Raw genomic sequence first — 14417 nt, 5'->3', positions numbered from 1 at the left:
TATAGACTAATAATAACCAAAAGTACCTAAAAACTTGGCTACTTTGAATCTTTGAGTAGTTTTTTGTTTTTGTTATAACCGTAAAGAAAAGTAATAAAACATAAAATATTAAAAGTTGTTGTCATTATCAGGTAATATGCAGAGGGAAAAAATCCAAAACTAATACTAAAGTATAAATTTATACAAGCTATTTGAAGCGAACAAACAGCACTTATTAGAAGTCCTAAGATATAGCCAAAAGCTAACAAAACACTACCTATGAATGCTAAAAATCCAAAGAAATAAGTGATAACTATAATTATGCTATAAGACAGATGTGTATTTAGGTTTATATAGCTATAAAAGATCATAAATATCGTTGATAGTATTATTATAGCACTAGCTTGTAAGATATTGTTTTTTGTGATTCTTTGAGGAATTATCTTGGTTTTATAAGCTATAAGTATTGCTAGTAGAGGTAAACCTAAATCATTTAAAAATGGAGTTAGACTTTTAATAAAATAAGAAATACTAGATTCGCTAAAATTATAAAAGCTAATAAAGTTTACAAATGTTGCTAGAAAATAAAAATACCATGCATCTTTTTTGAAAGAGGAAATTCTAATAGCGAATATTAATGTAAATATTTGAACAGTCAATAAAAGAAAATATGTCTGCATAACTTCATCTTAAATTCACTTATTTTTATAAGATAATTATAGACCGGCAATTATCAAAAGTACCTATAATTTAGCCACTTTAATTTTTGATAGCTTTTCTATACTTGATGTAGGCGTATGTGAATATAAGTAGATTTAGTATATTAAAAGCATTACTTATAAGAAACATTGTAATACTTTGAGGATATATTATTTGGTAATATATGCTCATTACTATCATTTGCACACAATAGATAGAATTTATAAGCAAGCCTGCAATATATCCAAATATTAAAAGAGCAGAACCAACAAATACTATGATTCCAAATAAATCTGAAATGAACATACTAACACTAAAAAATGGTGACATAGGCAAGGTTAAGTGGTTAAATATAATCATAAATAGTGTTGTCAGTATAATAATAACAGTAGCAGGCACAATATTGTTTCTAGTTAATATTTGCGGTTTAAAGCTATATTTCTTGAGAATAATTATTGCTAATAGTGATAATCCTAAGTCATGGCTAAAAGGTGCTAAGCTTTTTATAAAGTCAAGAATACTAAATTCATTAAAATTATAAAAACTAATAAATCCAAGTAAAGTTCCAAAGAAGTAAAAATACCAAGCCTCTTTCTTAAAAGAAGCAATTTTGACTGCAAATAATACCCCAAATATTGACACTAGTATTTGCATAAAATAGAAACTAATACTCATAAGTACATTATATCTTTATATATCGTTGTTAATAAATATACTGTTAATAAAGTTATTTTTGAAGTATTTATACTATAAAGTTAGCTACTTTTTTAAATACATTTTTATTGATTAGAGATAATTTTGCTTGAAGCTTGTAAATCTTGTTTGTTAGAATAGTTATGAAAATACTGGTAAAATAGTGAGGCAATGATATATATATTTAGAAAACTAAAGGCAAAGTTAAAAAAAAGAAATTCATATAATAACTCGTATGCAAGTGAGTTAATATCATCAATTCATAGAGCTGATATTAAGGCTACTATACTTTCAATAATATGGGCAGCAGGTCCTGTAACAATTATAGCTATCACACTAGGTTATTACTTAAGTCATGGCTCTAGAGTGCCTCTAGTTACAGTTGCATATTTTTCTTTATATGTTTTTTTCGTTGGTTTAGTTGGTTTTGTTAGTAAAATAATCTTTGATTCGATAAAACATCGCGAACAAGAAAAAATGCAAGATAGATTTTTGAGCGTAATGGAGGAGTCATACCAAAATCTCTACTTATCAAAGAAAATGAGTTTAGCTAATCTAACTGATCAAGTTAGAGATAATCGAGTGGCTTATGAAATCCTTGCAAAATCACATCCTACAAGTAAAGAGATATTTTATATTTTTAATCTTCATTTTAGTAAAGAAATGGCAGAGTTTGCTGAGATTATATATTTACATCAGGAGAATGGTTTCCCTATTGATAATCATGATAATAAACGTAAGTTAAGAAAATTTTATAAACAAATATCTAATTGCCAAAAAATTCCAAATGATTTAAAACTGAAATTTTTAAAAGCACTAATAGGGGAGTACTCAGACTTAAAGCAGGGACTTGAGAGAAAAGCAGGTTTCTTAACAAAGATCTATAATAGTGCAGGTCAATATAATCTTTTTGATTTAGATGATGCAAGTAATGCTATTACTCTTTTTATAGAGCTACTTTCTGGTCGAAAGATCTACTACTTTAAAACGATCTCTAAATTTGAAGATGTTAAAAAAGATTATTTATTTACATCAATAGAAAACCTAAGAAGTAAAATAACTCAAAAATATAATCATATTTTAGGAATTTATAAGCAATGTTATCTAGTTATGTCTGAAGTAGCTCCAAATTTAGAACTTAGAGATATTATAAATATAACAGAAGATGTTGAGGATAATATTTCTCAGTTAGAAAGCTCAATAATTCAGCTTCATACAAAAAAGTTACCAAAAGATATTAAAAGGCAAATCCAGCAAAATAGAAATAGATTTAATCAAAATATTCGCATAATTAGAACTTTACTTAAGAGATTAACTGTCTTATTAAATCAATGGCGATCACTAGATTTTGATAAAGATGAAAAATTGAGTAAAAATGTTGAGCATGAGTTGGCATATGTATATCTTGAAGAGAAGATAAGAATGTCTATCGCTTATGAAATGTTTGAGTATATTAACCATGAGCATGATTTTGCTACAAAAACAGAACAAATAAAGGCATATGCAAGACAGATCGTTAAAGTTTTACAGGAGCCTCTATGTTTGGAAGAAGCACCTGTTTTAACAGCTATAGAAATGTCTAATAGAGCGAATTTGAGTAGTATAAAATTAACTAATTCAACTGCACAAAAGCTTAATACAACATATAATCTATGTAGATCTGTGAAGACAAATATAGTTGAAATAAGACGTAGAATAAATAGAGTCTTAGTAGCACAGTATTTATAACGATTTTTCTAAGAGCCTTTTATACCTGTTTATCATAGTGATATTTCCAGATGTGCCACCACAGTGAATATATATGATTGGCTTAGGTAAGTTATTATAATTTTTTAAAAGTACGCGCCAAGCTATTGGATCATAGAGCAGATCAAACTCTATAGAGGTTTGTTGTTTTAGTTCTTTGTGGATATTATAGTTTTTTATATCTAATTGTCCGAAGTTTGTTTGAAAATGAGGTTCTAGAATTTGAGGGTGTTTAAGATTTTTATCAATATAGTCAAATTGTCGTTTTAAATATTTTGAGTCTCCAACACAAGGAACTGTAAAAACTCTTTGATTTAAATATTTTTCTAAATATAAAGCTGTTGTTCCGGTTCCTGAAGCAACTACTACACTATAATCTTCGATTTTATTTTCATTACAGAAGTTTTTGATTTCTAATGCGCAACTAGCAATACCTTCTTCAGCAGAAGGATTTCTACCTCCTTGGTCAAAAAAGTAAAAATCTTTGGTATCTTCGTATTTAGCTTTTATATTTTCTAATTCTAATGATCCGCTAGTTTCAAAAAGTTGCATACCATTATCTAAAGCGAGTTTTAAGTTACCAGTTTTGTTTTGCTTAAGAAATTTTGGCAAGGGCTTTATCCAGTAATGAAAATTCCAACCTTTAATTTTAGCAAGTTGGGATAATGCCAGCATAAAATTAGACTGGTTGCCACCAAAAGAAACAATGGTTTTAATCTGTGTGTAGTTATCAGGATTGTCTAAGATATAAGCTAGTTTTCTAGCTTTATTACCTGAAAAGATAGGATGGTTAAGGTCATCTCTCATTACTATGAAATCTTTATTTTCAAAAGAGATCTTTTGAAATAGAGATGATGACATTTTGACTATTATTCTTCTAAAAGTTCAAATTCGTCTTTACCAACACCACAGTCAGGACATTCCCAATCTTCAGGAACATCTTCCCATTTTGTACCTGGTTCAATACCATCTTCTGGCCAGCCTTCAGCCTCATCATAAATTAATCCACAAACGATACAAATATATTTTCTATATTCCATAATCTTATAAAGAGTTAAGTATAAAAGTTGAGCTATTTTATCATTATAAAAGAGGGATATCTAGACTCGCTACACAGAGTTTTTGAAATACTATATTTTTGAGTCATCAACCCCAATTTTTCTTGATTTATTTGAAAAGTATACAATGTTTTGATCGATAAAATTATCGGCAATTTCTCTTGGAATATCTTTATCTAAATGCCTTCTTATTAGGCGATAAAAAGCATCTTTATTTGTTTCATTAAAGTGTTTCTTAAAGGATCTGTTAACTACACTGTCATAGCAAGCTAGAAATTTTTTGATGCGTATTTTAGGATCTGTATTACTTGTTCCAGTATCACATTGTGTTGGAGCTGTTGTAGCTATATTGAATCCTTTACGGGTATAGTAAGAGGCGATGCCTTTAAATATCCGATCATTACTATATATTGTAATACTAAGATAAGTACGAAAATCTCGATATCTTTCAACGTATTCTCCAACTTTTGCACAAATATAGCCATCCATGTTATCTTTGTTACCTTCACCATAAATTATTGGCACAAGTTCAAAGTTTTTATAGATCTCAGTTTTTTTGAAGTTTGACTCTAATTCTTGGCTATTAGTAAAGACTATAACTCTATCAAAGTTATTTTCAGAGATACGTGAAAAGTTATTATAGTTTTCTGAATCAACTATTGCTAATTTAAGATATTCCATGATTTTACCATTTATGTATCTTTATATTAATTTTACCCTAAAAGCTATGTAAATTGTGATATTTTGTTAAAATGATACTAAAATAGTAAAGTATTTATTAATATGCTAAATTTTAAATATACATACCCTAAGTTATCTGAGGAGTTTTATTCAGTACAACCTGTATATAAGTATCGAAATGCAAAGTTGTTACTTTTAAATGATAATCTAGCTAATGATTTAGGATTAGATTTTTCTAAATATTCTCAAGAGAAATTATTAAGCTTATTGTTAGGTTATAGCAGTGAAAAACCTATCGCCCAAGCTTATGCTGGTCATCAGTTTGGTAATTTTACAATGCTTGGTGATGGTAGGGCTATACTAATAGGAGAATATGAAAGTCCAAATGGAGATTTGTTTGATTTTCACCTTAAGGGAGCAGGTTTAACTAAATTCTCAAGAGGCGGTGATGGCAAAGCTGCTTTAGGACCTATGCTTAGAGAGTATATAGTTAGTGAAGCAATGTATAATTTGGGTATACCAACTAGTCGTATCTTAGCTGTGATAAGTACAGGTGAAAATATTCAAAGAAATAATCTTGAGCAAGGCGCAATTGCTGTAAGAGTTGCAAGTAGCCACATTAGGGTTGGAACATTTCAATATGCTGCAATGCTAGGGGAGACATATTCGCAAGAGTTGCTGAATTATACTATTGATAGGCATAAGATTCCTTATAATGATAATAAAGCTTTGAGCTTGCTTGATTACGTTATAGATAAACAAACTAGTTTAATTACCGAGTGGGAAAGAGTAGGTTTTATCCATGGTGTTATGAATACAGATAATATGACTATTTCAGGCGAGACTATTGATTATGGTCCTTGTGCTTTTATGGATATTTATGATCCTGAAACGGTCTTTAGCTCTATTGATAGAAATGGCCGTTACGCATTTGCAAATCAAGCATCTATAGCTGGGTGGAATATAGCAAGACTTGCAGAGAGTTTGTTAAAATTAATTTCCTCAAATGAGGAAGAAGCTATTAAACTAGCTCAAGAAAAACTACAAGATTATTCAGGAATCTATAAAACTAAATGGAAAAAAATGTTTCTTAATAAATTAGGCTTGGATAATCAGCCTGATAATTACGATGAAATTATTTCAAATTTACTTGTAAGTATGTTTAAAAATAATCTTGATTATACAAATACATTTTATGATTTAACGTATAGTAATGTTGAGAACTTAAAAGCAAAAGGATTAGGCTATTGGCTAGAGTCATTGAGAAACCTAAATTTAGATTCTTCAAAAATGCAAAAGTCTAATCCAGTTATTATCCCAAGAAATCACCAAGTTGAAAAAGCTATAAAATCAGTTGAAGGAGGTAGTTTTGGAAATGTTTATGGCTTATTAGATGCTACAAGAAGTCCGTATGAATTCAGTGAGATAAAGGCTAAATATATGGCTGAGCCAAGAGATGAGGAAAAAGTTAGATTTACTTTTTGTGGGACCTAATACACAAGGCTTTCATTAGCCTCCAATCGAATTTCTATTTCTAGTAGGTCCACTATCGCCAGAGCTACTATCACCAGAGCTACTGCTACCGCTATCTGTAGAACTGCTGTTACTGTTTATAGATCCACAAATGCTTGGAATTTGTGACTGTGTTAGAATAGATCCTGAAGCGTTACCACAAGTCCATATGATAGCACCACTAGTAATAGTAGGAGATATCATAAGTGCTGATTGTGATTGTTCCACAGCAGGTGTGCTTTCTGCAGAAATACCATTAAAAGTATCATTTCCAACATTTACTATAATACTTCCATTAGATTCTACTCCAACATTTAAAGGAGTTTCAGATGGGGGTGTAATGTCTGAGATAGTATCTCCAGAGTTTAAATTACTTAGTGATATCTGCTCAGCAATATCTGCTTTGACTCCACCAATTTTACTAACTTCAGATGCGATTTTTGCTCTAGTTGTATAGTTTGCATACATTGGTACAGCAACAGCACTTAATATGGCTATTATAGCTATCACGACCATTAACTCAACTAAGCTAAAACCTTTTTGGTTATATTGTTTTCTCATATATTTTGTAAAATGTAGTTTTTTATTTAGCTAAATTATAAATATTTTTTCTAAAGAATCTATAGCTTAGGAGTTGTTTTATCAACGATAATCGCTGTAGTCATAGTTCCATGAATATTTAGAGGTGTTCTAAAACTATCAATAATTGCATCAACCCCAATAATCAATGCGATCATCTGCCAAGGTAATCCAAAGTAAGAAAAGACTACTCCAGCAGCAACAAAAGCTGTGCCAGGAATCCCTGAAACTCCTAATGAGGCAAGCATACAAATAACAGAAATTAGTAGAACTGTTGAAAAAGTTATATCCATACCTGTAGCATTCATTGCCATAATAGCTAATACCGCAGGGAATACGCCAGCACAACCGTTCATTCCTAGTGTAGTTCCCATAGTAGGAGCAAATGTTGCAATACTACTAGAAGTACCATATTTATTTAGCCCATCAATAGATAATGGTAGTGTTCCCATACTTGATCTAGAAGTTGCTGCAACAACCATAGCTTTCCAAATACTTTTATAAAATCTAACTATATTTGTTCTAAATAAAACTAATAGGATAATATGCATTACTAGGACTATCGCTAAAGCTATATAGCAAGTTAAGATAAAATATAACACTGTTGAAATGCTGTTTTTATCAAGCTCAACAGTCATCTGAATCATTAAACCTAATACGCCATAAGGTGTGATAGCTATAATCATTCTTGCTAGTTTTTTAATCACAAAAAATGCTGAATCTATAAAGTTGATAAAAGGAGCTGCTAGCTTACTATCTTCACGATGGGCAATTAACATTGAAAACCCAAGTAATATAGCAAATATAACAACCGCCATAACATTATTATTATTCATTTGTTTGAAGATATTATCTGGTAAGAATCCTAAAATAGTCTGAGATATTGTTGATGTTTGCATATCTTTGTCGACATTACCTGTAATAGATGCAATATCTATACCTTGACCTAAATGCATTGTAATTGCTACGACAGCACCAATTGCAGCACTTATACCTGTTAGAATTAGTAATATAGCGATTGTTTTGTAGGCAAACTTTATTACATATGATCCTTCATAGTTCTTTAGATTTATTATTGAATGGACTATAGATGTTAGAACTATTGGTATAATTAACATTTTAAGTAAAGAAATATATCCATCACCTAGAATATCACTAAGTTGTATAAAACTGTTGCTATGTTGATTAATAACATTATAAAGTATCCCGATTATAATACCTGCGACAAGAGCTAGTATTGTTCGAAAGTTAAAGCTGAATTTCTTTACTTGAAGGAGTATTAAGACAAGTAAAGAAATTATAAGTATAAAAGCCATATAAACCTCTAAGCTGAGAGTTAATAAACCTAAAATATTAACATACTTTACTAATTTAGTATATTGTAAATATGGCGTCTTAATTAGAATTGCTCGAAATTAAAATGTATTTTTTAAAAAATGAATACTATAATGAAAATATTGAAATTTTTTATATATAAGAAATATGTCACAAACACTTATGTATCAAGAAACTAGTAGTAGTTTTGAGAAGGTCGAAAATCAGCTTAAATTAAATAAAACTATAGTCGAAGATATTGCTAAGAGATTAAAAGAAAAAGGGATTAAAAGAGTAATTACTGTAGCTAGAGGTAGTTCAGATTGTGTTGCTAATTTTGCAAAATATTTATTTGAAACTCAACTAGGCTTTAGTGTTTCTTCTTTACCACCATCTGTCACAACAATCTATGGTAAAAATATCGGTGATGAGAAGACATTAGCTATAGGTATTTCACAATCTGGAGGTTCTCCGGATCTTAGACTAGCTTTAGAGGGGTGCAAGAAGGCTGGATGTACAACTTTAGCTATTGTAAATAAAGAAGAGTCGCCTTTAGCAGAAAGTGCAGATTTAGTTTTGCCTGTTAGAGCAGATGCGGAAAATGCTGTAGCAGCAACTAAAAGCGTCATAACATCTTTAGTGGCTTTAGTAAGTATTGTTGCAGAGTATAATCAAGATTCATCTTTGATAGCAAGTTTACAAAAGCTACCTGAAGCTCTTAAAGAGAGTTTAAAGTCGGACTGGTCAGATGCAATACAAGAGTTAAAAACTAGTAAAAATATGTTTGTTATAGGTAGAGGTTTTGGATTTCCCATTGCTCAAGAGATGGCTTTAAAACTTAAGGAAACATGTGGTATACATGCCGAAGCATTTAGCTCAGCAGAAGTTTTACATGGACCTTTTGCATTAATGACTCGGACATTTACTACATTTACTATTTTACAAAGTGATGAAAGTGCAAAAGGCACTCATGAAATAATCAAAAGGATGACAGACCTTGATGTAAAAACAATATGTGCGACTACAGATCCAAAATCAGCAGCAAAATTTCATTTACATGTAGATGTTGAAATTCATCCAATACTTCAGACTATTGTTTTATTACAAGAGTTTTATCTTATGATTAACGAATTAGCAGTATCTTTAGGTCTTAATCCAGATAATCCGGTAAATCTAAAAAAAGTTACTGAAACAGTTTAATTTTTATAAATAAATTTTAAGGCAAGTTTATTATGAGTGGATCTATAAAATTAAAGCTTAAAATAATTACTATAATATTTTTCTCAGCAATGGGTGGAATGCTGTATGGCTATGATATAGGGGTAATTAATAGTGCTTTTCTATTTATAAAAGATGATATCCCAATGAGCGCCTTTGAGACTTCCTTACTGGGTGGATCTGTTTTATTTGGTGGTGCATTTGCTATACTAGTTGCAGGAATAGTAGCTGATATTATTGGTAGGCGAAATACCCTTAAGTTATCGGGCCTTGTTTTTATAATTTCCGTATGGATGATTTATGAATCTAGTAGTTATGAGTTTTTATTAACTTCTAGGTTGGTTCAAGGTATTTCTGTAGGTTTTATTACAGTTACTGTACCACTATATCTTACAGAGACAGTTCCTAGTAACATTAGGGGGGTCGCTGTTACATGTTTTCAACTCTTTTTGACAGCAGGAATTTTAATCTCAAATTATGTTGGGCTATTATTTGAAAGTACTCGAGACTGGAAAGCAATGTTCTTAACATCACTTATTCCTGCGTTAATATTCTTTTTTGGTTGTTTCTTTATCTTAAAATCTCCTAGATGGCTAATACTTAAAAACAAAGATTCAGAAGCAAAAACTGTTTTACAAAATTTCTTTAGTAAAAGTGAAGTAGAATCACAGGTTAAACAGGTTAAAGATACATTAAAAGATAGCGGTCAAAGTTTGCTTCATATTTTTACCAATAAGCATTATGTTGTACCAACTGTAATAGTTATTTCTGTAGCAATTCTAAATCAGTTAACAGGTATTAATAGTATATTGCAGTACTCATCTAGTTTGCTAAAAGAGGCAGGTTTAGGAGGTAATTATGTATCAATTGTTGGTGGGATAACTATTACAGCCATTAATTTTTTGACAACTTTATTAGCTGTTTTTATAGCTGAAAAAATAGAAAGGAAATTCATTGTCACATTTGGGACATTTATGGTAGCTATTACTTTAATATTAACAGGTATAGCATTAGTAGCTTTGCCTCAATCAAGTATTAAAGGGTGGGTTTTGCTTATTGGATTAATATGTTTTGTATTTTTCTTTGCAATAGGCTCTGGATCATATGTATGGGTGATATTATCAGAACTTCTTCCTAACAATATTAGAAGTAAAGCACTTGGTCTTGCTTTATTTTTAAATAGTATGGCTTCTGCAGTATTAGCATCAGTGTTTCTACCTATAACAGTTAGTTTAGGTGATAGTAGCATGTTTTTTATTTGCGGAGCATTTACATTGTTGTTTGGATTTATAGTATTAAAATTTGTACCAAAAACTACAGGACGTTCATTAGAAGATATCGAAAAAGAATTTATGAAATAACTATTTAATTTATTTTTCATTATGTTATAATGTTTACATGTATTTTGATAATTCTTTATCAAAACGTAAGCGTTAACGTTATCCAACGCATAGTTTTTTAATTAAAAGGTAGTCCTTCATGGGGTTGCTGTAACTATGCATAAAAGGATAACTGCAATGATTCAAAGAAAAAATATAATCTCACTTATAATAGCAATCGCCTTTTTTATGGAAATGCTTGACAGCACCATTGTTGTCACAGCTGTATCCAAAATGGCTGATTATTTCGGTATAAACTTTAGTTATATAAATTTGGCTATTACTGCTTATGCTACATCAATAGCTGTTTTTTTACTAATAGCACCATGGGTTAGCAATAGAGTAGGGGATAAAAATACATATGTTTTATCGATAGCTGTTTTTAGTTTTGGCTCTCTATTATGTGGCTTAAGTACTAATATACTAATGTTGGTATTTGCTGAGATTATTCAAGGGGTTGGGGGCGCGCTTATGGTACCTGTTGGTAGAACCATAATATTTAAGCAGACTCCTAAAGATCAATACCTTAAAGCAATTGCGTGGATGGTATGGCCAGCATTAATAGCACCAGTCATTGGTCCAGTTTTAGGCGCATATATCGTAAAATATTCAAGTTGGAGATATATGTTTTTTATAAATATTCCGATAGGTGTTGTGCTATCTGTATTATCTATTTTTCTACTAGATAATACAAAAACTTCAGTGATAGAGAAAAAATCATTTGATTTTAAAGGTTTTGTAATACTAGCAATATTAATTATGTCTGTAATTTTCCTTCTGGAGTCGTGTCTAAAAGATTCAATCTTTAGAAGCTATAGATCTATATTTATAGTTGGTTTGATTGTTACATCACTACTAAGTGTTATACATTATAAAAAATCAAAAAATCACATAGTAAATATTTCTGCTCTTAGAATACATAGTTTTAGAAGCTCTATTATAAACTCTACATTTTTTAGGATAACAACAGGAGCTATGCCTTTTGTGATACCTTTATATTTTCAACAAGCTTTAGGTTTTTCAGCTATAAAAGCTGGGAGTTTATTATTGATAATGTTTATCGGTAACTTAGGGGCTAAAGTATTTGTAAATCGTTTGATTAAAATTTTTGGTAGTGAGTTGGTAATATCTATAGGAAGTATTGTGCAGATGATAAGTGTTGCTATGATACTAACAATAACACAGGCATCTCCTTTATTTTATATTAGTATTATTTTGCTTGTAAATGGCGCTATAAGATCAGTTTTGTTTACAGCTTATATGTCTAGAGTATTCATAGATGTACCAAAACCTAATCTGAATGATGCAAATGCAATTAACAATATATTATTCCAACTAACTTTTGGGATGGCTGTTTCACTTTCTGCGATATTATTAAACTGGTTTTTTAACACTTTTAGTGTAAACACAGCTTTTGATATTACAATTATTATATTTGCTATTCTTGCTTTTATACCAACAATATTAGGTTTTTTATTTAAAAAGAAAATAATTAAGCAGGATTATCTATATCAATAAATTTAGTTTCTAAATTTAAGTTTTTTTCTAGTAATTTTGCTATTGCTTTTGCACCTTCTTTTTCAGTCGCATGGTGTCCAGCTGCTATATAGTTTATACCTAGTTCACGAGCTGTGTGAGTGGTTCTTTCTGAGATTTCACCAGAGATAAAAGTATCGGCTCCAGCATTATAAGCATATTCTATAAAATCTTGAGCACCACCTGTACAGATAGCAACTTTTTTATTTTGATTTTTAGCAGTGATAACAGTCGGCTGTCTATTTAGTTTTTCTTCAATAAGCTTATTAAAGCTATTTAAGTCTAGATCACAGTCTGCTATTACAGAAATATCAGGTTTAGATCCTGTTTCAAAGAATCTTATATTACGTAGATTTAGTTTCTTCGCTAAAAGGATATTGTTACCAATTTCTCTATGTCCATCTAGGGGTAAATGATAGCCAAAAAGGTGTATGCCATTTTTTATAAATTTTGCGATGCGTTCATACTTCATGCCAACTATAGGGTAACTTTCACCTTTCCAAAAATAACCGTGATGAACAACAATAGCATCAGCGTCTTCTTGTATAGCAGAATCAATGAGCTCCTGACAAGCGGTAACTCCAGTTATAACTTTTTTAATGTCTCTGTAACCTTGTATTTGCAGGCCATTAGGAGCATAGTCTTTGTAGTCATTTACTTCAAAATAATCATTTAAGTAATTTTCTAAATCTTTAAAGTACATAGGTCTGAAAAATCAACTTTATAATGGTATAATCTTACATTGTATATTTTCGTATGATTATTTGAAGTATAAATATATTTTTTTGGAATCTTTTATATGAATAAAACAAATGTTGTAAAAGTTGGTAATGTTTTAATTGGTGGAGATAATCCAGTTGTAGTCCAGTCAATGACTGACACATATACCGCAGATATTGAAAAAACAGTTAAGCAAATTTTAGCTCTGCATAAAGCAGGAAGTGAGATAGTTCGAATTACAGTTAATGATGAGCCAGCAGCAGCAGCAGTGCCTGTAATTGTCAAAGAGTTAGCAAAACATGATTGTCACGTACCAATAGTTGGTGATTTTCACTATAACGGCCATACACTTTTAAGCAAGTATCCAGAATGTGCAAAAGCTCTAGCAAAGTATCGTATAAACCCTGGTAATGTTGGTTTTGGTAAGAAAAAAGATACACAATTTGCTGAGATAGTAAAAATAGCTATAGAAAATGATAAACCTGTACGTATAGGTGTAAACTGGGGTAGCTTAGATCAAGCTCTTTTAGCTAGATTGATTGATGAAAATAATGCTCAAGAGCATCCATTGAGTTTACAGCAGATCATGCACAAAGCTTTGATAACATCAGCTCTAGAGAGTGCTAAATATGCTGAAGAACTTGGTCTATCTAAAGATAAAATTATAATTTCTTGTAAGGTTAGTGAAGTTCAAGATTTGGTAGCAGTGTATCAAAAGCTATCAAAACAATGTGACTATGCTTTACATTTAGGTCTTACAGAAGCTGGTATGGGTACTAAAGGTATCGTAGCAAGTGCTGTGAGTTTGGGTATATTATTACAGCAAGGCATAGGCAACACTATACGTGTATCTCTAACTCCAGCACCAAATGCACCTCGTACAGAAGAGGTTAGAGTTTGTCGAGAGATATTACAAAATCTAGGAATGAGAACATTTACACCAAGTGTAACATCATGTCCAGGTTGTGGTAGAACTACTAGTTCATTCTTTAGAGAGCTAACTAGCCAAGTAAAAGAACACTTAGATGAGAAAATGCACCAGTGGAAAGAACAGTACAAAGGTGTTGAGGGTATGAAAGTAGCTGTAATGGGCTGTGTTGTAAATGGACCTGGAGAATCTAAAAATGCTGATATAGGAATAAGTTTACCAGGTAGTGGTGAATCTCCAGTTGCACCAGTGTTTATTGATGGTAAAAAAGCCCATACATTACGTGGAGATAATATCTCTGGAGAATTTATTGAGATTGTTGAGAATTATGTCAAGAATCGTTATGGTTGTGAATAATCTAAAGTAGGTATTAAG

The 14417-nt window shown here is 30.7% G+C and carries 13 protein-coding genes and 1 pseudogene; 6 read left to right on the top strand and 8 right to left on the bottom strand.

Translation table 11 applies throughout. The features are described from left to right. Positions 1 to 38: 38 nt before the first annotated feature. On the bottom strand, positions 39 to 659 hold the full coding sequence (locus FIP56_RS06660; RefSeq protein ID WP_192578161.1) for a hypothetical protein: 621 nt from the start codon (positions 657 to 659) through the stop codon (positions 39 to 41). A 79-nt stretch (positions 660 to 738) separates the two neighbouring features. Then, positions 739 to 1332 carry a hypothetical protein gene (locus FIP56_RS06655; protein ID WP_192578160.1) on the bottom strand — a complete coding sequence of 198 codons (594 nt, stop codon included), beginning with the start codon at positions 1330 to 1332 and terminating at the stop codon, positions 739 to 741. Between the two features lie 210 nt (positions 1333 to 1542). Here FIP56_RS06655 and FIP56_RS06650 point away from each other — a divergent pair, with 210 nt between their 5' ends. Further along, positions 1543 to 3099 (top strand): hypothetical protein, encoded by a 1557-nt coding sequence (locus FIP56_RS06650; RefSeq protein WP_192578159.1) that lies wholly within the window; start codon positions 1543 to 1545, stop codon positions 3097 to 3099. On the opposite strand, the gene FIP56_RS06645 is transcribed toward FIP56_RS06650, so the two are convergent. From FIP56_RS06645 to FIP56_RS06635, 3 genes are all read right to left on the bottom strand, one after another. Further along, on the bottom strand, positions 3094 to 3978 hold the full coding sequence (locus FIP56_RS06645) for a 1-aminocyclopropane-1-carboxylate deaminase (RefSeq protein WP_192578158.1): 885 nt from the start codon (positions 3976 to 3978) through the stop codon (positions 3094 to 3096). The two genes, FIP56_RS06650 and FIP56_RS06645, sit on opposite strands and share 6 nt — an antisense overlap. A gap of 8 nt (positions 3979 to 3986) precedes the next feature. After that, positions 3987 to 4157 carry a rubredoxin gene (locus FIP56_RS06640; protein ID WP_013922958.1) on the bottom strand — a complete coding sequence of 57 codons (171 nt, stop codon included), beginning with the start codon at positions 4155 to 4157 and terminating at the stop codon, positions 3987 to 3989. Between the two features lie 90 nt (positions 4158 to 4247). Continuing rightward, the gene (locus tag FIP56_RS06635; RefSeq protein WP_192578157.1) at positions 4248 to 4856 is read right to left on the bottom strand and encodes a hypothetical protein; all 609 of its coding nucleotides are present in this window, start codon (positions 4854 to 4856) and stop codon (positions 4248 to 4250) included. A gap of 102 nt (positions 4857 to 4958) precedes the next feature. Between FIP56_RS06635 and FIP56_RS06630 the strand changes: the two genes are divergently transcribed. Next, positions 4959 to 6350: a protein adenylyltransferase SelO family protein gene (locus tag FIP56_RS06630; RefSeq protein WP_192578156.1), complete on the top strand. Its 1392-nt coding sequence runs from the start codon at positions 4959 to 4961 to the stop codon at positions 6348 to 6350. 117 nt (positions 6351 to 6467) lie between these two features. Here the strand turns inward: FIP56_RS06630 and FIP56_RS06625 are convergent. Together FIP56_RS06625 and FIP56_RS06620 are read right to left on the bottom strand one after the other, a co-directional pair. Continuing rightward, positions 6468 to 6929 (bottom strand): annotated as a pseudogene (locus tag FIP56_RS06625) (pilin); the annotation flags it as partial. A 59-nt stretch (positions 6930 to 6988) separates the two neighbouring features. Next, the gene (locus FIP56_RS06620; protein ID WP_192578154.1) at positions 6989 to 8263 is read right to left on the bottom strand and encodes a dicarboxylate/amino acid:cation symporter; all 1275 of its coding nucleotides are present in this window, start codon (positions 8261 to 8263) and stop codon (positions 6989 to 6991) included. A 166-nt stretch (positions 8264 to 8429) separates the two neighbouring features. Here FIP56_RS06620 and FIP56_RS06615 point away from each other — a divergent pair, with 166 nt between their 5' ends. The 3 genes from FIP56_RS06615 (at position 8430) to FIP56_RS06605 (ending at position 12376) form a co-directional block, all read left to right on the top strand. Continuing rightward, entirely contained in the window at positions 8430 to 9461 is a 1032-nt protein-coding gene (locus FIP56_RS06615; protein ID WP_192578153.1) for an SIS domain-containing protein, read from the top strand. A 32-nt stretch (positions 9462 to 9493) separates the two neighbouring features. Continuing rightward, the gene (locus FIP56_RS06610) at positions 9494 to 10840 is read left to right on the top strand and encodes a sugar porter family MFS transporter (RefSeq protein WP_192578152.1); all 1347 of its coding nucleotides are present in this window, start codon (positions 9494 to 9496) and stop codon (positions 10838 to 10840) included. A gap of 156 nt (positions 10841 to 10996) precedes the next feature. Beyond that, positions 10997 to 12376 carry an MFS transporter gene (locus FIP56_RS06605; protein WP_192578151.1) on the top strand — a complete coding sequence of 460 codons (1380 nt, stop codon included), beginning with the start codon at positions 10997 to 10999 and terminating at the stop codon, positions 12374 to 12376. Here FIP56_RS06605 and FIP56_RS06600 read toward each other — a convergent pair. After that, positions 12351 to 13097 carry a Nif3-like dinuclear metal center hexameric protein gene (locus tag FIP56_RS06600; protein WP_192578150.1) on the bottom strand — a complete coding sequence of 249 codons (747 nt, stop codon included), beginning with the start codon at positions 13095 to 13097 and terminating at the stop codon, positions 12351 to 12353. The two genes, FIP56_RS06605 and FIP56_RS06600, sit on opposite strands and share 26 nt — an antisense overlap. Positions 13098 to 13193: 96 nt before the next feature. On the opposite strand from FIP56_RS06600, the gene ispG reads away from it, so the two are divergent. Further along, positions 13194 to 14399, top strand: a complete 1206-nt coding sequence (ispG, locus tag FIP56_RS06595; RefSeq protein WP_192578149.1) for a flavodoxin-dependent (E)-4-hydroxy-3-methylbut-2-enyl-diphosphate synthase — start codon at positions 13194 to 13196, stop codon at positions 14397 to 14399. Positions 14400 to 14417 lie beyond the last annotated feature (18 nt).

This window comes from Francisella sp. LA112445 (assembly GCF_012224145.1).
Classification (GTDB): domain Bacteria; phylum Pseudomonadota; class Gammaproteobacteria; order Francisellales; family Francisellaceae; genus Francisella.
Note: the sequence above shows the minus strand (reverse complement) of the source record. Positions and strands in the feature narration are given on the sequence as shown.

Coding starts and splice junctions, on each gene's coding strand:
- FIP56_RS06660 (WP_192578161.1), bottom strand. CDS start 659: ATGCAGACATATTTTCTTTTATTGACTGTTCAAATATTTACATTAATA.
- FIP56_RS06655 (WP_192578160.1), bottom strand. CDS start 1,332: ATGCAAATACTAGTGTCAATATTTGGGGTATTATTTGCAGTCAAAATT.
- FIP56_RS06650 (WP_192578159.1), top strand. CDS start 1,543: ATGATATATATATTTAGAAAACTAAAGGCAAAGTTAAAAAAAAGAAAT.
- FIP56_RS06645 (WP_192578158.1), bottom strand. CDS start 3,978: ATGTCATCATCTCTATTTCAAAAGATCTCTTTTGAAAATAAAGATTTC.
- FIP56_RS06640 (WP_013922958.1), bottom strand. CDS start 4,157: ATGGAATATAGAAAATATATTTGTATCGTTTGTGGATTAATTTATGAT.
- FIP56_RS06635 (WP_192578157.1), bottom strand. CDS start 4,856: ATGGAATATCTTAAATTAGCAATAGTTGATTCAGAAAACTATAATAAC.
- FIP56_RS06630 (WP_192578156.1), top strand. CDS start 4,959: ATGCTAAATTTTAAATATACATACCCTAAGTTATCTGAGGAGTTTTAT.
- FIP56_RS06620 (WP_192578154.1), bottom strand. CDS start 8,263: ATGGCTTTTATACTTATAATTTCTTTACTTGTCTTAATACTCCTTCAA.
- FIP56_RS06615 (WP_192578153.1), top strand. CDS start 8,430: ATGTCACAAACACTTATGTATCAAGAAACTAGTAGTAGTTTTGAGAAG.
- FIP56_RS06610 (WP_192578152.1), top strand. CDS start 9,494: ATGAGTGGATCTATAAAATTAAAGCTTAAAATAATTACTATAATATTT.
- FIP56_RS06605 (WP_192578151.1), top strand. CDS start 10,997: ATGATTCAAAGAAAAAATATAATCTCACTTATAATAGCAATCGCCTTT.
- FIP56_RS06600 (WP_192578150.1), bottom strand. CDS start 13,097: ATGTACTTTAAAGATTTAGAAAATTACTTAAATGATTATTTTGAAGTA.
- ispG (WP_192578149.1), top strand. CDS start 13,194: ATGAATAAAACAAATGTTGTAAAAGTTGGTAATGTTTTAATTGGTGGA.